The following is a 25,827-nucleotide window of genomic DNA, read 5'->3' as shown; positions in this document are numbered from 1 at the left end:
TTACAAATGTTATTCTACTGATCTTTACTTATTCTTAACTTAATGCTGGCTGAGAGATTGCTGAATGCCGTGAATGGCGACTATTTGTTAAGATATAATAAAGAAATAAGAGAGTGAGGAGATTTTAGATTGAAAATGAGAAAAGATATGATGTTGCTTCTTGCTTGCTGCGTGCTGCTAATAGCAGGCGCGGTCGGAATGGAATGGCTGAGGGCAGACAATGCGAATAAACCAATTGCGGTTGTAACTACGTTCAAAGGAGATCCGATGACTAGTCGTGCTTTTACTTGGCATAGCTCGAATGTAGATGAGGAAGCGTTCCTTCAGGTGGCGAAAGGGGAGGGATTAGTAGACTGGGACGATAGCGAAGTATTGACGTTTAAAGGGACGTCGACTGCTGTTTCAATCGATGCTAATACGAAGCAGGGCGTACACAAAGTAGAAGCTACTGGACTTGAGCCGGGAGAATACTACACGTACCGAGTAGGAAGCGGGAAGGCGAAGAGTTGGAGTGATTCCGCAGTGTTCCAGACGGAAGCAGTGGACACTGGCTCTTTCACATTCATTAACGTAACGGATTCTCAGGGTATTATTGAACAAGATTTTTCACTGTGGGGGAATACGCTGAATAAGGCCTTCGCCGTATTCCCAGAAGCTTCGTTCATTGTGCATAACGGTGACTTAACGGAGGAGCCGACCGATGAGCAGGCATGGACTTATTTATTCGAAAAAGCAGAAAAGTGGGTAACGAAGGTTCCATTTATGCCCGTAACGGGCAATCATGATGAGGTTGATGGCGATGCGGAGCGTTTCGTTTCCCATTTCGACTTGCCGGATAACGGCGCGGAAGGCTCTATTCCGGGAACGAGTTATTCATTCGATTACGGCTCCGTTCATTTTGTCTTCCTCAATACGGAATCGAATATAAAGGAACAAACGGAGTGGCTGCGCAGCGATCTTGAGCGTACGGATAAGGAATGGAAGATCGTTGCTGTGCATCAAGGCCCTTATGGCGGCAATACGAACAAGAAGGTGAAGGATTGGACGAAGCTATTCGATGAGTTCGAGGTGGATCTCGTGCTGCAAGGACATAATCATGAGTATTCGAGATCATTCCCACTGCGCGACGGTAAAGTGACTGGAGATGGAGAGGCAGAGGTGAAAGGCAGAGAGGGCACCGTGTATGTTGTAACGAATGCCTCAGGTCAGAAATTCAATGAAAAGAAAGAGGATAAGTTCTATCATAAGGTTCACCTCCAGAATGAAAAGCAGATGTTCGCAGGCATCACAGTAAATGGAGGCAAGCTCACCTATCAAGCTTATGATGTAGACGGGAAAAAATGGGATGAATTTGTGTTGGCGCACTAAAAGTTTGATCAACAAAGCTATGAAGTCAGTTGTAGATTTCTAGTGTGTAAAAAGGAAATAAGAGCAAGGATTCGGCGATCGCTGATTCTTTGCTCTTATTTGTTTCTGTTTAAAATAGTATCTAATCATTAATCGGGTATGTATACTATGATTTAGAGTGAAGGCGGTGATGTGGTGAGAAATATGAAAATTAAACATAAGTTGTTTGTATTTATATTTATTGGAGCTGCGGTTACAAGCTTATTAGGACTCTTATTTGTTCAGAAGTCACAAATGCTGTATGAGCAGTTGATCTATACAGAAACAACGGATAAGTTCTTCATGTTCTCACAACGGATTGAGGAGAAATTGAAGGAAATTGAAAAGCTGTCGCTGACAATAATGAAGGACCCAGAGGTGCAGCAGCAGCTTCGAACGATTCAAGCAAGTGAAGGCAGCTACGAAGCGTTCCAAGCTGCAAGCAGTCTCAAACAATCCTTGCTGATGTATCAGCAATCGATAGCTGGGGTCTCCTCGATTCTAATTGTAGATGAGAGCGGAGGGAGAAACAGCGTCGGCGTATTGCCTTCGCAATTCGATGAACAACAATTAACAGAGCTAGAAGCGCTTGCTTACAAGAATGAAGGGGCTCATGCGTGGATCGGCAGCAGCACACAGAATAATCTGCTTATTTCGAATCGAGAAATTAAAGAGTTGAACCAATTTAGTTTGAAGCCGCTTGGCATGCTGTTGATTACGATTCAAGCTAGCGACGCTGTATACGCATCGGTGGCAGAGAAGCATAAATATGGTTCTGAGCTGCTTATTCAAGATGGTGAAACTATCATCTACCAAGAACTAAGCCAGAAGAAGCTTTCAAGCCTGTATACAGACGGTGGTGACGACTACAGCGTTGTCAGTCTAGAGGGTGAGAAATATTTGGCCGCTTATTTTAAGCTGGACTATACCGGCTGGACATTTGTGCATCTCATCCCATATGGAGCCATTTTTGAAAATGTATCGGTTATGAAAGGCATATTGATCGTGCTGTATGTGCTTGTACTGATTTTATTATTATGGCTAGGCTGGTCCTATTCCCGCAGTATTACGCGCTCGTTAGAGCAGCTGTCACGCAAAATGCTGAACTTAGAAAAGGGTGATTTCGAAACTGTCAGCAGCGGGACAGAACCAATTAGAGATGAAATTGGGCTGCTAAGTCGTAATTTTGATAAAATGACAGACCGGCTCAATACGCTTATTAATGATAATTATGTGAAGCAAATGAAGCTGAACGAAGCGAAATACAACATGTTGAAAGCGAAGCTGAACCCTCATTTTCTGTATAATACGCTGGATTCGATCAATTGGCTTGCGCGGATGAATGGTCAAGCTGCCATTTCTGGCATGGTGAAGGCACTAGGGAATATGCTGCGCGTTACGCTGAATACGAAGGAAATGGTGTCCCTTGGCGAGGAAGTTCGACACTTGCAAAATTATATCGCCATACAGCAGTTTCGTTTCGAGGATCGCTTGTATTATAAGGTTAATGTGGATTCGCAGCTCCAGCAGCTGCAAATGCCGAGCATGCTGCTCCAACCAATCGTAGAAAATTGTATCAAGTACGGTACTGATGCGGAAACGGGACATTGCAATATATCCATTAATGCTGCGATTACAGGAAACAGGCTTGTCATTGCTGTTCGCGACCAGGGTCCTGGATTGTTTGAAGACTGGCGGGATAAAGAAAAAGCAGCATTCACGATTGCCGAAAGTACGGGAATTGGCCTGCACAGCATTGATGAGCGGCTAAAGCTGTTATATGGAATGGGCTATGGTATCGAGATGGAAGCAGCGCCTGAGACAGGCACGATCGTCCATTTGACGCTGCCTGTTATCGAGAACACTTAGAGATACGTAGGGGGAGGAAGCTAGAATGAGCGAGTACAGCGTGTATGTGGCCGATGATGAGCGGATGATCCGCGAGGGGATCGAGAAGCTTGTGCCATGGAAACAATTGAATTTAAAGTTTATCGGTTCGGCTTCGGACGGGATGGGTGCCTATGAGGATATTACAAAGCTGCGGCCCGATATCGTTATTACGGATATTAAAATGCCCCGAATGGATGGCATTGAGCTTATACGCAGATCAAAGGAGCAGCATGAGGGCATTCATTTTATCGTATTATCCGGCTATGGAGAATTTGAACTGGCGACACAGGCTATGAAGCATGGGGTTAAACATTATTTATTGAAGCCCTGCGATGAGACGGAAATTACTGAGGTGCTGAGGGATGTTATTCGGGAAGTTCAAGGAGATAAAGTGAAGCGTGACCAGATCGAGAACAGCGATAAGGTACGTATTCTGAATATGAAATCGTTAGAGGAAATTCATACGTATATTAAGATGGATGACTTAACCGGGGCTTTGGCGGAGAACAATCCAGACAACAAAGGCAGCGGCTCGCTTATTAATCGTGTCTTAATTTTTATTCACGATCATCTTGGAAATGAGGAGCTATCCTTGTTATGGCTTGCTCAGAATCATTACTTCATGAATGCAGAGCATTTAGGCAGACTGTTCCGCAAAGAGACAGGCCAAAGGTTCTCCCAATATGTTACCGCACTGCGCATGGAGCAGGCCAAGCACCTGTTGATTAGACAACCTGATATGAAAATATACGAGATCGCCGAGCGTGTCGGATTTGGCATGGATCAGCAGTATTTCGGCAATGTATTCCGGAAATCGACGGGGTTAAGTCCGCTTGAGTATCGAAAAGCGAAACAAAATTAGCTGAATATCGGTTTTTCACAAAAACGTATCGGGTAATTTCATTTTGATTTTATAAAAATGGGAGTAAACTCAGTTTAATTCCTACTATTCACATGTGATATTAAAATTGGAGGTGCGATGGTCGTATGCATTCGAAAGACCTTACGGATCGGTTCGTCCGCAACGAACGGGAAGCGGGTATTGTCGCAAGAACAGACCAACTGGCGAACATATTTGCCGAAAGATCGACGAAACACGATCGCGAGGGCTCTTTCCCTCACGAAAACTTTGCAGATATGCGGAAGCATGGATACATGAAGCTGACGGTTCCGGCACAATATGGCGGTGATGAGGCTTCCTTATACGAAATGCTGCTTGCTCAGGATCATTTGGCTAGAGGAGACGGCTCTACTGCGCTGGCTGTTGGGTGGCATCTAGGACAGGTCATGCAGCTGAGGCTAAGTCGTTCGTGGCCGGAATCCTTATTCTCAAGCTTCTGCAAGGAGATCGTAGATAAGGGTGCTACGATTAATCATTATGCCAGCGAGCGGGCGACTGGCAGTCCAAGTAGGGGAGGCAAGCCGGAAACGGCAGCCTATAAAACCGCTGGCGGCTTTATCATTACTGGGCGTAAAACATACAGCACGTTGAGCCCAGCGGTATCGTATTTCACATTGACTGCCTGGATCGAAGAAGAGGGCAGAGTTGGCGAATTTTTGGTTCCCATGGGCGAAGGTGTTCATATTGAGGAAACGTGGGATACGCTAGGCATGCGGGCAACAGGCAGTCATGATCTAGTGTTGAAGGATTTGTTTGTACCGGACCCATGCAGCCTTCGTGGCGGTGAGATCAAGCGGAGCGGCGATACGCCATTCGATGGTGGAACGCTGCTGCATATTCCAGCTTGTTATATCGGTATCGCTCATGCAGCCCGGGACTTTGCTATTCAGTTCGCAAAGAAACATCGCCCGAACAGCTTACCTGGTCCCATTGCCGAGCTTCCATCCATCCAGCGGCAAATCGGTGAAATGGAAGTGGAACTGATTAGTGCCAGAACTGTTCTCTACAGCGTAGCAGACCGCTTTGATCGTGATTCTGTGGAGGAGCGCAGCCTGTTGAAACCGGAGCTGGCGCTGGCCAAATATGTTGCAACCAACGCCGCTGTACGTATTGTCGATATCGCGATGCGAATCGTCGGTGGTGCAAGCCTCTCGCGGCAGCTGCCGCTAGAGAGAATGTACCGGGACGTTAGGGCTGGTCTGCATAATCCGCCGATGGATGATATTACGTTAAACGGACTTGCAAGGCGTGCGCTAACAGAAGGATAAGTCTGTGAGAGATGAGGAAGGTGACGGATGCAGCGAATAAGATGGATTGGCGTATTAGCAGGAATACTGCTTATTGCGGTATTAGCAGGTTATGGATATTCATTGGATCTGAAGGATAAAGAGGCATCTGCAAGCCGTACCAGCTCAGAGCCTGTCATTACGCTGAGAATGACGTACTGGGCAGGATCTCAACTGACGATTGACAAAAATACGGCTGTCATCGCCTTATTTGAGCAGGCCTATCCGCATATTAAGATCGAAGCCGAGTCTATTTCGGGAGAAGCCTACGACGATCGATTGATCGTAATGGCCGCTACGAATAGCTTGCCAGATGTCGTGCGCATTGATTATTCCAATATGGCCAGATATGCCAAGAAAAACTTATTACTGCCATTGGACCCCTATATCATCGATCAGACCATTGACCTCGAAGGTGTTCATCCCGTATACAATGCAGGAGCGATGGTGAATGGGAAGCAATACGGGCTTAATATCGGGAATAACGCACTTGTGATGTTCTACGATAAAGAACTGCTTGAAGAAGCTAAGGTTAAGCCGCCGACCAGCCATTACTCATGGGAGCAATATGAGAACGATCTGCGAGCGGTTAAGAACCAAACGGGTCGTTATGGCGATACGCATCTCACACAGCAGCATTTCCGAGTATGGCTGAGATCAAATGGTGTTTCCTTGTATAACGAGGCGCAGGATGGCCTTGGCTACGAGGATGATCGGTTGTGGATAGAATTTTTCACTCGGCAGCTGCGCTGGCAGAGAGAGGGACTTCTAACGCCGCTCAGTCAAGAGCTTGAAACCCGTAATCTTGAGGATGGTCCATTCCCACGCGGGCAAACTGCATTCGGCGGTTACTCCTATTGGAGCAATCAAATCGATATTCTGGAGAAGGAGCTGGACAAGCAGGTTGGGCTAGCTCCTTATCCAGGGGCTGGCGGACATGGCATGTTCATAAAGCCATCGTTCTTTCACTCGATTGCGAAGTCATCCAAGCATCCGTATGAAGCAGCATTGTTTATTAACTTCTATACGAATAATCTAGATGCTGCCAAATCATTGAACGCTTATTTCGGTGTTCCTTACAATCCTAAGGTTATTAAGGGATTACAGGAAACGTTCACCGATACGCAGCGTAATGTACTCGCTTATTTGTCGCAGGTTGAGAAGGACGGAAGTTTGATCGATCCGCCGGATCCGATTGCAGGACCTGCCATTAATCAATTGTACAAATCGATAAGTAATGAGATTTTATTCGAGCGAATTTCGCCAGAAGCAGGTGCAGCCAAGTTTCGAATGGAGGCGAGTGCATGGCTTGAGGTGAAATCAGATTGAGAAGGAGAGGTATTTTGGAATGGGACGAATTAAATTACGGAATACAGCGGTACTGCTATTACTTGCAATTGGGCTGACAGCCTGCGGCGGGGGCAATGCCGGTAATGCTGGAAACAATACTCAGGCTAATCAGACGGAAACAAATGCACCAGCGGAAAATAAAGAATCGGAATCAGCAGAACCCGTAACGATTCGTGTCAGCTATTGGGCGGGTACGCAATTAACTATTGATGCCCACGACAATGTGGTGAAGCTATTCGAGCAAGCTCACCCGAACATAAAAGTACAATCGGAATATGCTCCAGGTGCTGAGTATACGGACAAAATCCTCGTACAAGCAGCATCGAAGGATTTGGCGGATGTCGTCCGCGTCGATTATTCTCAGATTCAGAATTATGTGAGCAAAGGCTTGCTGCAGCCGCTCGATTCCTTCGTGGCAGATAAAACGATTGACCTCGAAGGCATAAACCCGCTCCATATTGATGTCGGCAAGGTAGACGACAAGCTCTACGGCGTGAATATCGGCAATAACGCGCTGGTCTTGTTCTATGATCCAGAAAAACTGAAAGAGGCGGGCGTAACACCGCCTTCCGCAGACGGCTATAGCTGGGAGCAATATGAGCAGGACTTGCAGGCGGTAAAAGATAAACTAGGCATTTATGGCGATACGCATTTCGGTCAATCTCAATTTGAAATATGGCTGCGTCAGCATGACGCAAAGCTCTACAATGATGCGCAGAACGGACTCGGCTATGACGATGATCAACTGTTTACGGCGTTTTTCGAGACACAGCTGCGCCTTCAGAAGAAAGGACTGCTTACGCCAGTCGCGGTTGAATCAGAGATTAAAGCACTTGAGGATGGACCGTTCCCGAAAGGCAACTCTGCTTTTGGCGGATGGGGCTATTGGAGCGGCAGCCATAGCGCAGTCGTTGAGAAGCAATTGAACAAAGTTGTTGGTTTCTCTCTATTCCCTGGTTCTGGAAAAGGTGCTTACATTAAGCCTTCTTTCTTCCACGGCATTGCGAGCAACTCGAAGCATCCGAAGGAAGCTGCTCAGTTCATTGAGTTTTACACCAACAATATTGAAGCAGCCAAATCGCTTGACGGTTATTTCGGATTTCCGTATAACCCTAAAGTGCTCGCTGGCGTAGAAGCAGAATTCACTGATACACAGAAGAGAGTACGAGATTATTTGGAGCTGGTTGAAGCACAGGGCAATCCAATTGATCCGGCTGCGCCATCTGCGGGAAGTGAAGTCAGCACGTCCTTCAAAAACATCGCATCCGAAATTTTCTATGAAAAATTAACGCCTTCGGACGGTGCAAAACGATTCCGTGAGGAAGCAAACAAGGCATTGAACAAATAAGGAATGCCCGCCGTTTGGCGGTGGACAGCGGCCTTCTCCTCTATTAGATGAGAGGGCCGTGTTTATGAAATAGTCCGGTGGGTGAAAGGAAGGTAATGACAGGTGAAACGCAACTATATGCGCTGGCTCCGCAACCCGGATTTATATGCAGGCTATGCTTTTATATTGCCATGGTTGATCGGCTTATTCGTATTTTCATTATTTCCGATTTTTTTCTCCCTATATCTATCGTTTACAGATTATGATATTTTGTCGTCGCCTGAATGGATTGGATTAGGCAATTACAAGGAGATGTTCACGGATGATCCTCGGTTCGTGAAGTCGGCGAAGGTAACGCTTCTCTATGTATTCGTCTCCGTACCGCTGCGTTTATCATTCGCGCTCGGAATAGCCGTATTGTTGAACATGAAGCTGAAGGGGTCCAGCATACTGCGTTCGTTTTATTATTTGCCAACATTAATGGGAGGAAGCGTTGCAGTCATCGTGATGTGGGGACAGCTGTTCGGCATGAACGGTGCTTTCAATTCATTGCTGAAATCCCTGTTCGGCATTCAGGTTTCGATTTCGTGGATTACAGATCCGTCGACGGCATTAGGCTCGTTGATTGCATTGTCCGTTTGGCAATTCGGCTCAGCTATGCTCATCTTTCTAGCGGGCTTGAAACAAATTCCGGCAAGCCTGATTGAAGCGGCGAAGGTGGATGGAGCGCCCGCATGGCAACGATTCATTCGCATTACGCTGCCGCTGCTCAGCCCTGTTATTTTCTTCAATTTGGTCATGGGCATTATCGGAGGCTTCAAGGTATTCTCAGAGGGTATGATTCTAACAGGCGGGGGACCGCATGATCAAACGTTGTTTTATGTCATTTATTTATACGAGACTTCTTTCCGGTTCCTGCACATGGGCTATGGCTCAGCTATGGCATGGGTGCTTCTGCTGGCGGTATGTTTGCTTACTGCACTTGTCTTCCGTTCATCCTCGTTATGGGTGCATTATGAGTCGAAAGGGAATGGTTAATAATGAATACCCTATCGAATAAGAAGGTTGGTACGTTTATTCTCAGCATTGCTGTATGGGGCTTTGCGATTGTGATGATTTATCCGCTGCTTTGGCTTTTTTCAAGCTCATTCAAGCATACGACCGATGTGTATGTACTTGCGCATCAGCTCATACCGACGCATTTCTATTGGGAAAATTACGTGAATGGCTTTAAAGGCTTTGCAGGTCATTCCTTTTTATTGTTTTTTCGGAATTCACTTTATGTGACCGTGCTATCAGTCATCGGAACGGTTATTGCTTCGACGATGGCCGCGTATGCATTTGCGAGAATCCGCTTTCCGGGGTCTTCGTTCTGGTTTGCATGTATGATGCTGACGCTCATGCTGCCAGGTGAGGTGCTTATTATCCCACAATATATGTTATTTAATAAACTTGATTGGATTAACACCTTCTGGCCACTCATTGTTCCTTCCTTTGCCGGAGGCGCGTTTTTTATTTTTCTGCTCGTTCAGTTTATGCGCGGCATTCCGATCGAGCTAGACGAATCCGCACGGATTGATGGCTGCGGACGGTTTCACTTTTTTGCAAAAATTATGCTTCCGCTTATTGTACCCGCAATTGTAACGACAGCCGTCTTCAAATTCATCTGGACTTGGGATGATTATTTCGCACCGCTGCTTTATTTGAACTCAGCGGAGAAGGCCACAGTGTCGCTGGCGATTAAAAGCATGGCAGATCCAACAATGGAGACAGATTGGGGGGCATTATTCGCGATGTCGGTGCTATCTCTCGTTCCGGTCATAGCCGTATTTATCGGCTTCCAGAAGTACATTGTAGACGGGATTAGCACGACGGGGTTGAAGGGATAAGGCGAAAGTGGGCTGTCTAGTCAGGTTGTAGCCTGCTAAGACAGCCCATTGTATTGTGATATCCGTGTCTCTTGTCGTCTAAGCTCATCGTTATTCGGCATTAAGCGGAAGTGTTACCTGGAAGCTCGTTCCTTCCCTGATCCGACTCGTTACCTCAATAACTCCCCCATGCGCGTCCACAATGGACTGAGTAATGGCTAAGCCAAGACCAGCACCGCCATTTTTTCTCGTTCTGGAAGACTCGCTGCGGTAGAACCGTTCGAATAAATGAGGCAAATGTGTATCGGCAATACCCGCGCCATTGTCTATGATGCGGATAATGGCTTCGTTATGCCGATTGAGAAGATGTATGGATATTTCTCCGGTTTCCTCATCCGTATGCTGCACGGCATTCAAAAATAAATTGAGGACGACCTGCTTCATTTGGTCAGCATGGAAGCGCCCTTCAACTGATGGTGCGAGTTCAAGCTTTACTGAGCGGTTGCCGGCAAGCAATTGCAGCTGCGGCTCCATCTCCTCAAGCAGCTCATCAAGCCTTGTGTCGGTCAGTTGAAGTATTGGCGCCTGATCCAGTTTAGCGAGTGCAAGCAAGTCCTCTACGAGCCTGTTAATACGCTTTGATTCCAGCTGCATGCTGTTTAACGCACGTTGAAGCTGAGCGGGATTAGCTGCGGCACCTCTTAGCAGAACCTCAAGGAAGCCGTGAATGGACGTAAGCGGTGTTCGCAGCTCATGGGAGGCATCGGCAACGAACCGACGCATCTTTTCCGTTGTTTTCCGTTCAGTCTCGAAGGAGCTCTCGAGCCTCTCAAGCATGCCATTGAATGCGTCTGACAGTCGATCAATTTCCTCTTGGCCTTGGCTCTCTGGAATGCGAGTAGTCAAGCTGCCCGCATCCGTTTGCTGCGCGGCCAGTACGACGCGGGATAAAGGCGTCAACGTACGGCGGAGCAGCGGCAAGTAAAGCGCCAGTCCTGCTGCAAGAGCGAGAATGGACAAGCCGGCAAATATGGCGAGCTGAGTTAATAGCAGCTGTCTTAGTGATGCAGTGTCTGTACTTATTTGGACGATGCCGTCTGTCTTATTAGGCGGACCTATGAGTCGATAGACAACAAGCTGCTCGTTTCCGTCGGTGTTATTCATAATCCGGTAATCAAGCTTTTCATGCTTTTGCAGCTGCTTCACCATTTCTATATATTCCTCTTTGGATAGAATAGGCGCATCTGCATTCGTATCCTTCGATATATCAGTGACTGTCCCTTCCAATGAAACGAATAAGATGGATAAGCCGGGTTGATAAAATAACGGCGAGTCGTGTGGTTCTTTTTGGGGCCTAGAGGACCCAGTTTCTTCAGTATTCTTGACGGGATGCTCCGCCCGGCTCTCATCTTGACTCTGCATTTCTCCATTATTGAACAAATTCATCGGCATGGACATGATCTGGGTATTCAAAGATTCTGCTTTGTTCTTAAATATGAAATCTTTCATAATCACGTATTGAAGAATACCAATGAGCATAAGTAAAACGGCTAAGATGAGCAAAGAACGAGAAAGCAGCTGATATCGAAGCGAACGAGGTGAAATAAGCCGCTCGATGAAGGGTATGCCGCTTCTGTTCATGATAAATCCATCCGATAGCCTGCTCCCCTAAGTGTACGAATAAGCTTATGATCCTTGTCATTCAGTTTGTCTCTGAGGGAACGAATATACACTTCTACGATGTTCTCTTCCCCGCCGAATTGATAGCCCCATACTTTGTCCAGTATGAGCGATTTGCTAAGCACAACTCCGTTGTTCAAAATAATAAACCGCAGCAGCTCATATTCTGTTGGCGACAGTTCAAGGATATCATCTTTGTATTGAAGCTCTTTGCGACGGTCGTCAAGCCGGAACGGGCCGTAGGACGCCTCTCCAAGCAGATTAGGAAACTGGTTGCGTAGTCTTGCTCCAATACGCGCGAGCAGCTCGCTGAAGCTGAATGGCTTGACCAAATAATCGTCTGCTCCGAGTGTTAAGCCTTTGACACGATCCTCTACCTCATCTTTGGCTGTCAGCATAATGATTGCAATTTGATCACCAGTGGCTCGCAGTGCTGCGCACACCTCGAAGCCGTTCATTCCTGGCATCATAATATCGAGTATGACAACATGCGGCTGGAATGTGCTGGCTTCCTGCAGTGCGGCCTCTCCATCATGAGCCACTCTAATGTCAAAGCCTTCATTCATTAGTCCGAGCTCCAGAAATTGCACGATGTTCGGCTCGTCGTCTACGAGCAATATTTTTATTCCATTGAAGGATGTCATGGTGTAATCTCCTTTCACGTAGATACAAGTCTATTATCAGCTTTTTGAGCAAAAGATGCATCTATTTACACATCATTTCAGCAAACTTTAAGCGTAGTGAGATTGAGGAATTCACTTCATCGTCCAAAAATTTATAGGAATGAAACTGAAAAATTGGGGATAGTAAAGGGGTGCTCACAAAAGATTAAAAAAGGATGGTGTATTTTGCATGCAACAAAGCAAAAAGGGATTGGCAGCGAAAGTACGGAGTAATGCGGTAGGAAAGCTTGCAGCAAGGTACATAGTTGCAGCATTTTTGGCAATCGCATTGATGATCAGCATGCCGCATACTGGCCATGCAATTGGCAAGAACGCTAAAGGACCAGATGTCTATGTCATTCAAGGGATGCTGAAATCATTAGGCAGCTACTCGGGTCCTATTGATGGTTATTACGGGGCTTCGACAGTACGCGGCGTGAAATATTTTCAGAAAAAGCATGGACTTCCGACAACAGGGGCAGTAGATGCAAAAACACTTCAATCGATTTCATATTCGTACTCTGATCTGAAATCGTCGGCGAAGGCAAAGAGCCAAGCGAAATGGAAAGGAAAAGCAAAAGGAATCGGTAATGGCAGCGGTGCAGGTAATGGAGCAGGCGGTGGCGCAGGCGGCGGAGCAGGCGGTGGAGCAGGCGGCGGAGCAGGCGGCGGAGCAGGCGGTGGAGCAGGCGGCGGAGCAGGCGGTGGTGCAGGCGGTGGTGCAGGCGGCGGAGCAGGCGGTGGTGCAGGCGGCGGAGCAGGCGGTGGTGCAGGCGGTGGTGCAGGCGGTGGTGCAGGCGGCGGAGCAGGCGGTGGTGCAGGCGGCGGAGCAGGCGAGAACCAAGGTAAATCTGGCGGCATTGGCGGAGGTCAAGGCGAGAACCAAGGTAAATCTGGCGGCATTGGCGGAGGTCAAGGCGAGAACCAAGGTAAATCCGGCGGCATTGGCGGAAGCCAAGGCGAGAACCAAGGTAAATCTGGCGGCATTGGCGGAGGTCAAGGCGGAAACCAAGGTAAATCTGGCGGCATTGGCGGAGGTCAATCCGGCAACCAAGGAAACAACGGAAACAATGGGCCCTCTGGAAACCAAGGTCCAGGCGGGACGCAATCCGAAAATCAAAGTAAGAGCGGATCACAGCAATAAGCAGAATTAAAAGAAAATGGATCTCTGTCCTTTGGCAGAGATCCATTTTTTGTGCTTCAGAATTGGGGTATATTCAAAATGTTAAATAAGTTCACTTTATTCTAAAAAAACTTACATACATCCAATTTTCACACATGCTACGATAGTTAAAATGCTACTAAACGAAAAGAGTGATGGTTAATTTCAATCCACATAGCTATGAATTCAAGTTGAATAATTAAACAATAAAGAGGGGGCTCGAATGAGCAAATGATAAACAATCCTATATTAACTGGGTTTAATCCAGATGCTTCATTATTGAGAGTGAATGAGGACTACTACATTGCGACCTCTACTTTTGAATGGTTTCCAGGCGTTCAACTGTATCATTCTAAGGATTTGGCGAATTGGGAGATCATTCCGCATGCCCTTCAACGCACCTCACAGGTCGATCTTAGAGGAAATCCGAGTTCGGGCGGTATTTGGGCCCCTTCTCTTTCTTATGATAATGGGATTTTTTATTTGCTTTATACGGATGTTAAGGCGCGCAAAGGCGTGTTTAAGGATTTGCATAATTATTTGGTTACAGCGGAGAGCATGAATGGCCCGTGGTCCGAGCCTATTGCCCTAAATGGAAGCGGGTTTGATCCTTATTTGTTCCATAACGATGACGGCACGAAATGGTTGCTTAATATGCAATGGGATTTCCGGGATAACCATCCTAGATTCGGAGGTATTCTGCTTCAGCAATATGATTCTAAGGAGCAGAGGCTCATCGGATCAATTAAGAACATTTATGGGGGGACGGACATTGGCGTAACGGAAGGACCGCAGATATTCAAGCGTGATGGCTATTACTACCTGCTGGTTGCGGAGGGCGGAACCGGCATCAACCATGCCGCAACATTAGCCCGCTCGCGTCAGCTTGCAGGCCCGTATGAAACAGATCCCTCCTATCCGATAATGACAACGCGCGGAGCTCCTGATTATCCGCTCCAAAATGCGGGACATGGCATGGTGGTGGAAACTCAAAACGGGGAGTGGTACATGAGTCATATTTGCAGCCGGCCCTTTCCAGGAACGAATCTGAACCCGCTTGGCAGGGAAACATCGCTGCAACGTCTTCGCTGGACCGAGGATGGCTGGCTTCGCCTCGATCATGAAGGCAGGCTTCCGGCTCTTGATGTTCCTGCACCAAAGCTTATGCCGCATTCGTTCTTGCCGCTGCCGGAAATGGATGACTTTGAAGATTCTCTACTCGGCTTGCAGTATCAGACGCTCCGTGTGCCTGCAGAAAACACATGGATGAGCTTGGAGGAGCGTCCTGGTTTCTTGCGAATTCGCGGACGAGAATCGCTTAACTCGTGGCATCATCAGAGTATGGTCGCACGCCGGCTCCAGCATTTCAACTGCAGCATTGAAACTCGAATGGATTATGAGCCTGAGCATTTCATGCATATGGCGGGGCTTGTGTTCTATTACGACGAGCAGGATTATTTCTATCTGAGAGTTACTCGGGACGGAGACAACGGAATCAAGCTTGGTGTTGTTTACTCAAACAGCGGCAAATACAACGAAAATAGAAATGGAGAGCTTTGCGTTGACGGCTGGCCTGCTTACTATTTGCGGGCAGTCGTGAAGCAACAGGTGCTTCAGTTCTACGCATCACCTGATGGTAATAGATGGGAAACGGTCGGTGGCGAGCTCCCTATGGGGGTGCTTTCCGATGAATATGGTGGGAAGCTAGGCTTTACTGGGGTTATGATCGGCTTATGCGCGCAGGATCTTAACGGAACCTATAAGCATGCGGATTTTGATTATTTTTCATATAAGGCTGGTTCATATTGACAACTCAAATCATAGAAAGAGGGATGTAACGTTGCTGCAAGCACATGATCAATTATGGTTAAACGGAGTTATTGATAAAATTACTACGAAGTTGGAATGGGTAAGCGAGAAGTCCAAGTATAAAATTCCATATACGACGATTGACGGGGTGCATGATAATAGAGCTGTAGATAACCCGTCTGGCAACGATACAGATGGCATCAGTTGGTGGACGAATGGCTTCTGGGGCGGAATGATGTGGCTGATGTTTCACGAAACCGGCAACGAAAAATATAAAGAGATTGCGAATATTTCCGAGGACATGCTTGATGTATGCTTCAAGGAATATGATGGCCTGCATCATGATGTAGGATTCATGTGGCTTCCGACAAGCGTTGCCAATTATAAAGTGACGGGCAATCCTGAATCCAAAAAAAGAGCCATGCATGCCGCTAACTTGCTTGCTGGCCGATTCAATCTAGCGGGCGGATTTATCCGGGCTTGGAATGACATTGCCAATCAGGATACTCGAGGGTGGGCTATTGTAGACTGCATGTTTAATATTCCACTTCTCTATTGGGCAACGGAAGAGTCAGGCGATCCGAGGTTCATGCAAATAGCGATGAAGCATGCAGATACTGCTATGAGCGCATTTGTTAGACCAGACGGCTCGGTGAATCATATCGTAGAATTCGATCCATTCAATGGCGGCGTAGTGAAAACCTATGGCGGGCAAGGTTATGAAGAAGGCTCATCCTGGACAAGAGGTCAAACCTGGGCGTTGTACGGCTTTATGATGAGCTATATTCATACAGGGAAAGAACTATATTTATCAACAGCGAAGCGGATCGCGCATTATTTCATGGCTAACATTCCGGATAGCGGAATTATCCCGATTGACTTCAGACAGCCTAAGGAGCCTGCGTATGAGGATTCAACGGCTGCGGCTATAGCAGCGTGCGGTTTCATCGAGATTGCGAAGGCTGTTGGTGAGCATGAAAAGGACATTTACCTACAGGCAGCGTTGAAGCTGCTCAGAACGTTGGATGAATCCCGCAGCGACTGGACAAAAGATTCCGATTGCATCTTAATTAATGGATCAGCTGCCTATCACAACCCAGATCGCCACAGGGCTATCATTTATGGCGACTATTACTTTATGGAAGCGATTTTCAAGCTAAAGGGCAATGATTTGTATTTGTGGTAGTTGAAGGCGGAAGGCAGGAACCTATTCGATGGGTTTCTGCCTTCTGCTTTCTTTATTTTCAATGGCGAAGGAGGGAATGGATTGGATAGGAATAGAGAAAGATGAAATGAAGTTTGAGATACAGCATTCAGATTGGTCAACGTCAATATCTTAAATAATCAACACACCGCCCTTAAAAAACTTCATTTAAGCTGTCGGAATTTGATGTTAATCTTAGATCAAGGAAACGGAATTGAACAAGATGATGCGCACATCTTACATGAAGATTCCTCTTAAACAGCGGATATTAAAGGGAGGTCACATGAATATGGCTAAAAAATCGCTTTTACAAATCGTATCTGTTATTTTGTCTCTGACAGTAGTATTGACAGCATGCGGCGGCAACAACGGAAACAATACAGCAGCTCCTAGCAACAATACAGGTACAACTGATAATCCAACTGATGCACCTAAGAAAGACGTTAGCTTCACGCTAGCTTATGCGACAGGCGATCCGGCTACCAAGCAAGCAATCGAAACGACAATTGATGCATTTACAGATAAAAACCCACATGTCAAAATTGTCAATTACAGTGAAACGACTTCAGCATCATATTTGGATTGGCTCAAGACCAAAGATGCAGTAGGCCAATTCCCTGATCTCGTTGAAATGCGCGATACGAAAGTGTTTGTTGATGCAGGCAAGCTCATCGAGCTTCCAGAAGATCTTCGCGGCTTGTTCTCCATACTTCCTGAATATGCAGGAAAAGTATACAACGCCCCGCTTACGGGTACTGCGCCGCAAGGCATTATTTACAGTAAAAAAGCTTATACAGATGCAGGTGTAACGGAGCTTCCAAAAACGTATGACGAATTTCTAGCCATTCAAGACAAGCTTGCCGCTACCGGTATTTCTCCAATTGTAGTCGGAGGCAAAGATATATTCCATATGGGCTTCTGGACGAATTTCTTCTTCATTAACGAAGTTTACTCCAAAGATCCGGACTGGAATTCGAAACGCACGGCTAAGACGGCAAGTTTCACAGATGCAGGCATGGTTCAAGCCGTAACCGATTACAAGGACCTGTTCAGCAAATATGTAGACAAAGGCTGGCTTAGTACGGCTGACAACCAAACGGCATCTATTCTAGTAAGCGGCAAAGCGGCTCAATTGTTCTCGGGCCCTTGGATGTTCGGTCAAATTGCTGAAGCAGATCCAAGCTTCGAATTCGGCTTCTATGCGATTCCTGATCGGAGCGGGAACGTAAACATTAATCAATTGCCTAACCTTGCTGGCTGGTCCCTATCGGCAGAAGGCGCCAAAGATCCAGACAAAGTAGAAGCGATCAAAGCATTTATTACATTCTTCTTCCAGCCTGAGCAATACGGCCCTTACCTGGCTACTGTAAATGGCATTCCGACAACGTCGGCTGAAGTTACTTATGAAACAGGCGAGCAAATGAAAGAGGTAATGAGATTGGTTGGCGATGCTTCAGCTAACAAATCGCTTGGTCTTGCGAACTGGTACGGTGAAAACGCAATTCCGCCGCAATTCCGCAATTGGTACTACAAGCTTCTGCAAGAGATGGTCCTAAAGAATGGCGATGTAACGGAGTATATGAAGAAAGCTGACGCAGAATACGACAGCAACGTGAAAGCCAATCAGCAATAAGAGTGATGGTGAAAGCACGAATGTAAAGAAAGAGCAGCCTCTGCTTACGCGGAGGTTCTCTTTTTATCAAAAACTTAGGAGGTAGGAGAGCCATGATTGCCCAGCTAAAGAAAAAGAAATGGACACATTATGCCATTTGGTTTATATTTCCAGCCTTTCTACTATACACGGCTTTCGTCATCATCCCAACGCTTAGCAGCGTATATTTGAGCTTTACCTCATGGGATGGGCTAAGCAGCAATATCAAATATATCGGACTAGATAATTTCATTGAAATTATTAATAGCCCAAGGGTTCATAACGCACTTAAAAATACATTGATCTTTGCCTTTTCACTAGTCATTCTAGAAAACGTGCTTGCGCTGCTGCTAGCCATTCTCGTCGATCAAGTACGTTGGTTCCGAAACTTTTTCCGCAGCATCTTTTATTTCCCTGTCTTAATGAGCGGCATTATTATGGGTTTTATCTGGATGATCATTATGAACTACAACTTCGGCGTATTAAATCAATTATTGGATATGACAGGTCTCGGTTTCCTCAAGGCAGATTGGCTCGGTAATCCCGATTTCGCTTTAATCGCGATTATCCTCTCTACCGTTTGGAAGGCAGCCGGTTACTATATGGTCATTTATTTGGCAGGACTTCAAGGTATCCCGCAAGAATTGCATGAAGCAGCCAGCATTGACGGGGCTAACCGCTGGCAGCAATTTCGCAGCATTACGTTCCCGCTGCTCGCAGGTGCGATGACGGTTTGCGTCATGCTCTCGATGATTGGCTCCCTCAAAATTTTCGACCAAATTGCGGTTATGACAGACGGCGGCCCTGGATTCGCAACAGAGACATTGACTTATATTATCTACAAGGTCGGTTTCGGCGAATTAAGACAAGGCTTCGGTACCGCGCTTTCCATGGTTCTATTCCTGCTGACGCTAGTCATCTCCCTGGTGCAAATTAAAGTTCTTCGGAAAAGAGAGGTGCAAATGTAGGATGAAAAAGAAAGTTACCGCCAATGATGTCATCGTGTTCGCCGTTACGTTTGTAATCGCCATTGTGTTCGCTTTTCCGATTTACTTTAACATCATGTCTGCGTTCAAGAGCAATGGAGAAATTATGCGCGATGCCATTGCTTTCCCGAAAGGGTTATATGTTGACAGCTTCAAGTATTTGCTTACCGAAACCCAGTATCCTGCGGCGATGCTTAACAGCTCCATCTTAACCTTCTCCTCTATCATCGTAATGGTGCTCGTTATCCCAATGGCGGCTTATGCGATTGAACGGACAAACAGCAAGTGGACAAACGGCGTATTTACTTACTTCCTCTTCGGAATGATGATTCCGTTTCAGGTGTATATGATTCCATTGTTCAAGCAGTTGAAAATGATCGGGCTATTCGGAACGCTGTGGGGACCGATCCTCGTCTATATATCAGGCTCAGTCGGTTTCGGCGTTTTGCTCTACACCAGTTTTCTTAAAGGTATTCCGCGTGAAATCGAGGAATCAGCAGAGATCGACGGCTGCTCAAGAACAGGTATCTTCTGGAAAATTGTATTTCCGTTGCTCGGACCTGTTACCGCGAGTATGGTGGTGCTGCAAGGACTCGGCATATGGAATGATTTCCTCATGCCAATGATGGTTCTCCCTGCAGGTCAAGCCAAAACGATGATCGTTGAGCTGTTCTATTATGTCGGCGAATTCTCGTCACGCTGGGATATGATTTTCGCGGGTACGACGATGTCACTGATTCCTGTACTCATTGCCTTCCTATCGTTGCAAAAGTATTTCGTAAAAGGTGTCTCGTCCGGAGCGATCAAAGGCTAAAACTGTATATGGAGGCAAAGCATGACAAGTACAGCCGGAAGCTACTCTTAATGAGCTTCCGGCTGTGCCTGTTGGACCCTTTTCTACTAGGGAGTGGGTTTCGCATGAAGCGGATATGGTAAAATAAGTAGTGGAATGCGCTTGCTAAGGAGGTTTGCAGATGAAAGAATGGCGGTTAAGATGGAACAGCGTGTTCGTGAAGTTTTCGGCTGCTTTTATAGTAGTAGGATTGATTCCCTTATTCGCACTCAGCTATTTCTCCGTCCAAACCTTTACAGGACATGTGGAGCGTTATACGAATGATAATTTGCGTCAAATGGTTCTCTATATCAGCTATAATCTGAACTCTGCCTTCAATAATTACAATGAAATATCGATGCTGATGTATACGGGACGCTATGAAGGCTTGCAGGACAGCTTCTCGGACAATCAGACCCGCAATGTAAACGAGCTGGAGCAAATCAACACCGTCCCGATTGATGCCTTTCTCAAAATGATTGTGTACAGCGATCGTTACATAACGAGTGCTTACTTCGTGCGTACTACGGACAATAAGCTGTACTATCAAACCAAGGAGAATAAAGTCGTTATTCCAGAACAGCTGCCGGTCAAGGAATGGCTAAGTACGGTGAAGGAAGATCCGACAGGTTTGATGATGTATCCGACACATGACGATTATTATATATTCAACTCTAAAGACAAAGTCATCACCATTGGGCGCAATTTAATTGATACATCAGGTACACTTACGAAGGAACACAAAATTGTCGGTACATTGTTCTTCGATGTAGATGCTAAGCTGGCAGATCCTTTTTTGCGCGAGCTGAACTTGGGGGAGCGGGACGAGCTGTATGTTCTTGACGATAAGGAGCGCCCTTACTTCAGTAATAAAGAGCTGGCAGGTATCCGTACGCCGTTTGCATCTCATGCAGATGAGGATAAGCTTATATTAAGCGAGGAAATCCCGTTCTTGAAGGGCCAATTGCTCGTTGAATTCGAGAAAAAAGAAATTTATAAGCAGCTGGGAACAACGAGTACAGCTGTATATATGGCGATTGGCATTTGTTCGCTTGTACTCATTATTATGGGAACTTGGTTCTCCAGGCGGCTGGCTGCGCCGATCCGTGGCTTGATCAAGCAGATGGCCAAGGTGGAATCGGGCAATCTGGAAATCCAGATTGAAGTGAAGAGCAATGATGAGATGGGCAGACTTGCACATGGCTTCAACCGAATGGTAGATCGGCTGCAAGCTTTCATTAATGAGGCTTATGTGGCCGAGATCAAGCAAAAGCAAACGGAGCTGAGTGCGCTCAAGAGCCAAATCAGACCTCATTATTTGTACAATACGTTGGAGGTTATTCGCATGAATGCGGTACACAGCGATGCGGATGAGGTTGCGGATATGATTCTTTCGCTATCGAATCAGTTGAAATACGTGATTGATTACGGTGAGGATTGGGTGACAATCCAGCGAGAGCTGGAGCATCTCAAAGACTATTTCTACATCATACAAGTAAGGTTCGAGAATCGATTCGAGCTTAGATGCGATATATCTGATAATGTGAATTTAGAGTGGCAGATTCTGAAGCTTTCTCTGCAGCCGATTGTTGAGAATGCGATTCAGCATGGGCTGCGAATGAAAGGTAAAGGCACGGTTCAAATTTCAATTGATTGTGTAGAGAACAAGCTGGCCGTAACCGTATATGATGATGGCATTGGCATGGATAAAGACGAAATAGATCGACTAGACATGATGCTTAGGGATGCGTCTGCTCCATCGAAAAATGTCGGCGTCAAAAACGTACATGAACGAATCAAATCCGTTTGCGGGGATGGTTACGGCATTTCGATAAGCAGCCGCAAGCATGTTGGCACCTCGGTGCTGATGCTATTCCCAGTGAAGGAGGCATTGCCGTATGATCCGAATAATACTGGCAGATGATGAACCGATTATTATTAAAGGACTACGCAAGCTCATTCAATGGGAATCATTCGGTATGGAAATTGTGGGGCAAGCCTATGACGGGAATGAGCTGATGCAGCTAATCGAGGAGCTTCATCCCGATCTCATCATTAGTGATATCAGTATGCCGCATCGAACCGGCATTGACATAATTAAAGAGATTAAGCAGAGAGGTCTGCCTGTTCATGTTATTTTTGTTAGCGCTTATCAGGAGTTTTCCTACGCGCGAGATGCTGTTGCTTATGGAGCAATCGACTATCTGGTGAAGCCGGTCGTCAAGCAGCAGCTTGAGAGCGTGCTGGACAAAGCGATTTCTTTAATAACAGAGCATAATGAAGAGCAGAAGCGGAAGGGCAAGCTGCAGCTATTGGAACGTAAGAATCGGCACGAAGAGATGCAGGACGCATTAATCCAGTTAACGGACGGGAATCTCTCGCCTAGAACGAAGTCTTTTGAGGAAACGGTTGAGCAGTTGCAAGGTCCCTACTATTCAGTACTGATTATAGCAGTCGAGCATTTGAAAGAAGAAACAGACCGCTGGACAGAGAAAGAAAAGAAGCTGATTGAATTTGCCATAGGCAACGTGTTGCAGGAGGTCTTTATTGCTTCTGGTATAGGCTATGTGTTCATGAAGCAGAATCAGCATGTCGTCGTCGTCAGTCATGATGGTGAGGATGAGCCCATTCTTCTAGCAGAAGACACACAGTATAAAATAGAAACATTCCTGAAGCTGAAGGTCTCAGTGGCTGTCAGCCGTCCTGTCAGTGCGTTGATCAAGCTGGAGGATGCCTATGCTGAAGCTGGACGTACGATGGAGATGAAATACTTTGTCGGTTTGAAGCGTATATTAAGCTATGTTCCTCAGAGTAAGCTGCATGCCATGGATAAACAGCTATATGACTTGCAGTGGGATGTCATCCGCTCCATAACGGCAAAGGCGTGGACGGAGGTACAGTCAGCATTGACCGTATGGCTTGATCGCATCAAATCCGAAACGTTCGGTGACCGCTCGCTTGCGATATCGACTTGCTTCTCATCGGTTTCGTTTATCATCCAAGAGCTGTCTAAGTCTGGCGTTCAGTTATCGGAGAGGGCATTGGACAAGCGGGAGCTGCAGCAGCTGCTTGCCGCTTTCGAAACCTTCGATCGAATGAGCCATGAAGTCATCGGGCTGTTCGAGAAAACATACAACGAGATGGACAATGAATCGGGCAATAAGGATAAGATGATGTTGGCCAAAATCAAACAATACATCGATGAGCACTACAGCGAAGAAATAACACTGGAATCTATGGCGAGCTTGGCTTTCATGAATCCATATTATTTTAGCAGCTTCTTCAAGAAGCATACGAAGCAGAACTTCAAGCAATACGTGACAGAGGTTCGAATGAGGCACGCTGCGGACATGCTGGCTCTAACCGATCTTATGGTATATGAAGTCGCAGAAAAGGCGGGTTATAACAATGCCCGCCACTTCAGCGACATGTTCAAAAAAAGGTACGGCAAGCTGCCTATTGACTACCGTCAGGATACGAAGAAATCGACATAATTAGGTTAGGCCAATAAGGTGTGATGCTGGGTGAGAAGACAGCGGACCGCCTTATTTGTCGTTCAACACTAGCTGAGGAAGTAGAATGCTAGATTAAGAGACCCATATTATGTATTAGTTGGACTTTTAGTGGAAATCAGGCTATCATACTATCGATTAAAACAATAGAGTTAGAGATTGGATATGAAGGAGAGTGAGACAGAATTGATGCTAAGGGGAAAAACGGTAATGTTAGTTGGTTTGCTTGTTATGATACTAATGGGAACGTCTATGCAGGTGTTCGCGTATGATGCGCAATTGAAGCCATTTCGTGATGTACAAGAGAAGGATTGGGCAGCAGAATCCATTTACCGGTTAGTAGCTAAGGGAGTCGTTACCGGATATGAGAATGGTACCTTCCAACCGGATACGGCGCTTACGAGAGAAGCCTTTGTGAAGCTGCTCACAGAAGCCGTCAGGCCCGCGGCCGTACAGGAGAGAACGACTGCTATTCAGGATGTAGCGAAGGAGCGTTGGTCTTATGCTGCAATCAAACAAGCATATGATGCAGACTGGCTGGATTTGCTCATTAAGGACGGAAAATTCAAACCGAGCGAAGCGATTAAGCGAGAAGAGGTAGCGGCGTTGACTGCCTTCGCACTGCTACAAAGCAAGTCGGTGGATGAGAGAAAGCAGTGGCTGGATACAGGGTGGAAGGAAGCGGACAAGCGAGCTGCATATGGCGATAGAAATCAAATCGATGCTAAGCTTGCACCCTATGTAATGCAGACTTATGTCGATTCTATTATGCAAGGAGATAACAAAGGTCTATTTCTTCCCCAGAAAACATTAACGCGCCGCGAAGCGGCAGCGACAATTGATCGATTAATCGGTTATGGCAGCAAGGATCATCAACTTGATCTTGCAGCATTCTATGCGAATTCGGGCTCATATAAGAAAAATGATCGTATTGCTGCGGCGGGCGAGATTATCTTGGATTGGGCAAAGCTGAGCTACGAAGGAGCTGGAAAGGCTTCTGTCGCGATGGCACTGCCAAGTGATTGGAAGCAGACGCTTGAAGCAGCAGAAGCAGGCGGAACAGAAAAGACGCTGATGGTTTTTGGAAACACGACGTTTCAGAAGCTGGGTGAATTTGTCGCGGATGCAGATGCGCGCAAAGCTTTTGCCGCCTCGCTTGGCGAGGTCGCTGCGAATCCGGAATATGGGTTCTCGCGTGTGGCTATTGATTTCGAAGGGCTGGTATCTGCAGCGTTGAAAGAACCATTCACGGAGCTGATTCGCGAGATTAAAGCCGTGCTTGGCAGTAATCTGTCATTGACGATTGTTGTGCCGCCATCCTATTACTATGCAGGCTATGATTATAAGACGCTGGGTGAGCTGGCAGATATGGTTGTGCTGATGGCTTATGAATTCACCCATGAGGAAAGCGGTCTGCCGTCTGCTCCGCTGACACTGGTAGGAGATGCCGTTCGCGATGCACTGACCTATATTCCAGCGCAGAAGCTGATGCTCGGTATATCCAAGCAAGCGAATCAATGGACGACGAAGCCTGACGGCACAGTTGAGTTTTTCCGTTCGCCTGCGATTACGGCTGTTGAAAGTCGAGTAGCCGCTGCAGGCACTGTATCTGTTATGCAGCTGCCGTATTTTTTGAATCGTATCACCTTTGCAGATGAGCGCGGATCGCATTTGCTTTGGTACGAGAATACAGAGAGCATCGAAGCCAAGATGCGTTTAGCGAAGGAAATGGGGCTGCGTGGTGTTGCTGTATGGCAAATGAACCAGCTCACAGATGCTGATTGGACGATGATTTCGTCGTTTAATGATTAGAGTGCTAGGTGGATTGCATTTATAATTACCAAATCGAGGCTACCGGTATGAAACGGCAGCCTCGTTGAACGATCTGGCATATTAGTTGACGATCGGAACCGAAGTAGAAGGAGTGTATAGGATGAAACACAAGAAAACTTATAAGTTATTACTCTTAATTGCTGTTATCATGTTATACCTATTACAAGTAAATATCGTTTTCGGATAGAAAGATATAGCTGTCAGAGGTATTCCGCTAACCGCTATTATTGATATTGATTCCATCGAGGGACGGAACATAGCATTACAAAAAGATGGAGCAATTTGGACGTGATCAGGCAATGAACATGCTACACGTGGTTCGAAACTTCCAGTTACCATCTCTGTAGAAGTTGGCAATTTTGCTTTGAAATCGGACGGCACTGTGTGGATTTGGGGTTCCAATACATATGGACAGATTGGATACGGCAGCAAGGATGAGAAAGCAAAATCACACACTGCTCCCTGCTAGTTATATTTAGGACAAGGCT

20 protein-coding genes are annotated in these 25,827 nt (G+C 46.4%); 18 read left to right on the top strand and 2 right to left on the bottom strand.

The genetic code is table 11. The annotated features are described in order from the left end of the window. The first annotated feature begins 135 nt into the window (after positions 1-135). The 8 genes from FGT79_RS08870 (at position 136) to FGT79_RS08835 (ending at position 10,029) form a co-directional block, all read left to right on the top strand. Entirely contained in the window at positions 136-1,368 is a 1,233-nt protein-coding gene (locus tag FGT79_RS08870; RefSeq protein ID WP_246096343.1) for a purple acid phosphatase family protein, read from the top strand. Between the two features lie 183 nt (positions 1,369-1,551). Continuing rightward, positions 1,552-3,255 (top strand): sensor histidine kinase, encoded by a 1,704-nt coding sequence (locus tag FGT79_RS08865; protein ID WP_246096341.1) that lies wholly within the window; start codon positions 1,552-1,554, stop codon positions 3,253-3,255. A 25-nt stretch (positions 3,256-3,280) separates the two neighbouring features. Continuing rightward, positions 3,281-4,138: a response regulator transcription factor gene (locus tag FGT79_RS08860; protein ID WP_138752319.1), complete on the top strand. Its 858-nt coding sequence runs from the start codon at positions 3,281-3,283 to the stop codon at positions 4,136-4,138. Positions 4,139-4,263: 125 nt separating this feature from the next. Next, positions 4,264-5,445, top strand: coding sequence for an acyl-CoA dehydrogenase family protein (locus FGT79_RS08855; RefSeq protein ID WP_138752318.1), 1,182 nt, complete (start codon positions 4,264-4,266; stop codon positions 5,443-5,445). A gap of 27 nt (positions 5,446-5,472) precedes the next feature. Next, entirely contained in the window at positions 5,473-6,792 is a 1,320-nt protein-coding gene (locus FGT79_RS08850) for an ABC transporter substrate-binding protein (protein ID WP_138752317.1), read from the top strand. Between the two features lie 19 nt (positions 6,793-6,811). After that, positions 6,812-8,161: an ABC transporter substrate-binding protein gene (locus FGT79_RS08845; RefSeq protein WP_138752316.1), complete on the top strand. Its 1,350-nt coding sequence runs from the start codon at positions 6,812-6,814 to the stop codon at positions 8,159-8,161. A 102-nt stretch (positions 8,162-8,263) separates the two neighbouring features. Next, the gene (locus tag FGT79_RS08840; RefSeq protein ID WP_342778464.1) at positions 8,264-9,178 is read left to right on the top strand and encodes a carbohydrate ABC transporter permease; all 915 of its coding nucleotides are present in this window, start codon (positions 8,264-8,266) and stop codon (positions 9,176-9,178) included. A gap of 2 nt (positions 9,179-9,180) precedes the next feature. Next, positions 9,181-10,029, top strand: a complete 849-nt coding sequence (locus FGT79_RS08835) for a carbohydrate ABC transporter permease (RefSeq protein WP_138752315.1) — start codon at positions 9,181-9,183, stop codon at positions 10,027-10,029. Between the two features lie 90 nt (positions 10,030-10,119). Here the strand turns inward: FGT79_RS08835 and FGT79_RS08830 are convergent, their stop codons facing one another. Both FGT79_RS08830 and FGT79_RS08825 read right to left on the bottom strand, forming a co-directional pair. Continuing rightward, positions 10,120-11,649 carry a sensor histidine kinase gene (locus FGT79_RS08830; protein WP_138752314.1) on the bottom strand — a complete coding sequence of 510 codons (1,530 nt, stop codon included), beginning with the start codon at positions 11,647-11,649 and terminating at the stop codon, positions 10,120-10,122. Then, positions 11,646-12,332, bottom strand: a complete 687-nt coding sequence (locus FGT79_RS08825) for a response regulator transcription factor (RefSeq protein ID WP_138752313.1) — start codon at positions 12,330-12,332, stop codon at positions 11,646-11,648. Before FGT79_RS08825 ends, FGT79_RS08830 begins: the two co-directional genes overlap by 4 nt. Before the next feature lie 208 nt (positions 12,333-12,540). Between FGT79_RS08825 and FGT79_RS08820 the strand changes: the two genes are divergently transcribed. The 10 genes from FGT79_RS08820 to FGT79_RS32545 all read left to right on the top strand — a co-directional run bounded on the left by FGT79_RS08820 (position 12,541) and on the right by FGT79_RS32545 (position 25,808). Further along, on the top strand, positions 12,541-13,494 hold the full coding sequence (locus FGT79_RS08820) for a peptidoglycan-binding domain-containing protein (RefSeq protein ID WP_138752312.1): 954 nt from the start codon (positions 12,541-12,543) through the stop codon (positions 13,492-13,494). A 249-nt stretch (positions 13,495-13,743) separates the two neighbouring features. Next, positions 13,744-15,321 (top strand): glycoside hydrolase family 43 protein, encoded by a 1,578-nt coding sequence (locus FGT79_RS08815; protein ID WP_138752311.1) that lies wholly within the window; start codon positions 13,744-13,746, stop codon positions 15,319-15,321. A 31-nt stretch (positions 15,322-15,352) separates the two neighbouring features. After that, a complete protein-coding gene (locus FGT79_RS08810) occupies positions 15,353-16,507 on the top strand; it encodes a glycoside hydrolase family 88 protein (protein WP_138752310.1) in 1,155 nt (384 codons plus the stop codon). Between the two features lie 307 nt (positions 16,508-16,814). Then, positions 16,815-18,158: an ABC transporter substrate-binding protein gene (locus FGT79_RS08805; RefSeq protein ID WP_138752309.1), complete on the top strand. Its 1,344-nt coding sequence runs from the start codon at positions 16,815-16,817 to the stop codon at positions 18,156-18,158. Positions 18,159-18,250: 92 nt separating this feature from the next. Further along, positions 18,251-19,144: a carbohydrate ABC transporter permease gene (locus tag FGT79_RS08800; RefSeq protein ID WP_138752308.1), complete on the top strand. Its 894-nt coding sequence runs from the start codon at positions 18,251-18,253 to the stop codon at positions 19,142-19,144. Position 19,145: 1 nt separating this feature from the next. Continuing rightward, positions 19,146-19,976 (top strand): carbohydrate ABC transporter permease, encoded by an 831-nt coding sequence (locus tag FGT79_RS08795; RefSeq protein ID WP_138752307.1) that lies wholly within the window; start codon positions 19,146-19,148, stop codon positions 19,974-19,976. A gap of 160 nt (positions 19,977-20,136) precedes the next feature. Then, positions 20,137-21,918 (top strand): cache domain-containing sensor histidine kinase, encoded by a 1,782-nt coding sequence (locus FGT79_RS08790; RefSeq protein ID WP_138752306.1) that lies wholly within the window; start codon positions 20,137-20,139, stop codon positions 21,916-21,918. Further along, positions 21,893-23,488 (top strand): response regulator, encoded by a 1,596-nt coding sequence (locus tag FGT79_RS08785; protein ID WP_138752305.1) that lies wholly within the window; start codon positions 21,893-21,895, stop codon positions 23,486-23,488. Before FGT79_RS08790 ends, FGT79_RS08785 begins: the two co-directional genes overlap by 26 nt. 228 nt (positions 23,489-23,716) lie before the next feature. Next, positions 23,717-25,318: a glycosyl hydrolase family 18 protein gene (locus FGT79_RS08780; RefSeq protein ID WP_171056139.1), complete on the top strand. Its 1,602-nt coding sequence runs from the start codon at positions 23,717-23,719 to the stop codon at positions 25,316-25,318. Positions 25,319-25,676: 358 nt separating this feature from the next. Next, complete coding sequence (locus FGT79_RS32545; RefSeq protein ID WP_138753001.1) at positions 25,677-25,808, top strand: RCC1-like domain-containing protein; 132 nt, start codon at positions 25,677-25,679, stop codon at positions 25,806-25,808. Positions 25,809-25,827: the final 19 nt, after the last annotated feature.

The sequence above is a fragment of the Paenibacillus sinopodophylli genome (genome assembly GCF_005930355.1).
In the GTDB taxonomy this organism is placed as follows: domain Bacteria; phylum Bacillota; class Bacilli; order Paenibacillales; family Paenibacillaceae; genus Pristimantibacillus; species Pristimantibacillus sinopodophylli.
This window is presented reverse-complemented; position numbering and strand designations above follow the sequence as displayed.

Excerpts from the sequence above, each read along its gene's own strand:
- FGT79_RS08870 (WP_246096343.1), top strand. The coding sequence starts at position 136 with ATGAGAAAAGATATGATGTTGCTTCTTGCTTGCTGCGTGCTGCTAATA.
- FGT79_RS08865 (WP_246096341.1), top strand. The coding sequence starts at position 1,552 with ATGAAAATTAAACATAAGTTGTTTGTATTTATATTTATTGGAGCTGCG.
- FGT79_RS08860 (WP_138752319.1), top strand. The coding sequence starts at position 3,281 with ATGAGCGAGTACAGCGTGTATGTGGCCGATGATGAGCGGATGATCCGC.
- FGT79_RS08855 (WP_138752318.1), top strand. The coding sequence starts at position 4,264 with ATGCATTCGAAAGACCTTACGGATCGGTTCGTCCGCAACGAACGGGAA.
- FGT79_RS08850 (WP_138752317.1), top strand. The coding sequence starts at position 5,473 with ATGCAGCGAATAAGATGGATTGGCGTATTAGCAGGAATACTGCTTATT.
- FGT79_RS08845 (WP_138752316.1), top strand. The coding sequence starts at position 6,812 with ATGGGACGAATTAAATTACGGAATACAGCGGTACTGCTATTACTTGCA.
- FGT79_RS08835 (WP_138752315.1), top strand. The coding sequence starts at position 9,181 with ATGAATACCCTATCGAATAAGAAGGTTGGTACGTTTATTCTCAGCATT.
- FGT79_RS08830 (WP_138752314.1), bottom strand. The coding sequence starts at position 11,649 with ATGAACAGAAGCGGCATACCCTTCATCGAGCGGCTTATTTCACCTCGT.
- FGT79_RS08825 (WP_138752313.1), bottom strand. The coding sequence starts at position 12,332 with ATGACATCCTTCAATGGAATAAAAATATTGCTCGTAGACGACGAGCCG.
- FGT79_RS08820 (WP_138752312.1), top strand. The coding sequence starts at position 12,541 with ATGCAACAAAGCAAAAAGGGATTGGCAGCGAAAGTACGGAGTAATGCG.
- FGT79_RS08815 (WP_138752311.1), top strand. The coding sequence starts at position 13,744 with ATGATAAACAATCCTATATTAACTGGGTTTAATCCAGATGCTTCATTA.
- FGT79_RS08805 (WP_138752309.1), top strand. The coding sequence starts at position 16,815 with ATGGCTAAAAAATCGCTTTTACAAATCGTATCTGTTATTTTGTCTCTG.
- FGT79_RS08800 (WP_138752308.1), top strand. The coding sequence starts at position 18,251 with ATGATTGCCCAGCTAAAGAAAAAGAAATGGACACATTATGCCATTTGG.
- FGT79_RS08795 (WP_138752307.1), top strand. The coding sequence starts at position 19,146 with ATGAAAAAGAAAGTTACCGCCAATGATGTCATCGTGTTCGCCGTTACG.
- FGT79_RS08790 (WP_138752306.1), top strand. The coding sequence starts at position 20,137 with ATGAAAGAATGGCGGTTAAGATGGAACAGCGTGTTCGTGAAGTTTTCG.
- FGT79_RS08785 (WP_138752305.1), top strand. The coding sequence starts at position 21,893 with ATGATCCGAATAATACTGGCAGATGATGAACCGATTATTATTAAAGGA.
- FGT79_RS08780 (WP_171056139.1), top strand. The coding sequence starts at position 23,717 with ATGTTAGTTGGTTTGCTTGTTATGATACTAATGGGAACGTCTATGCAG.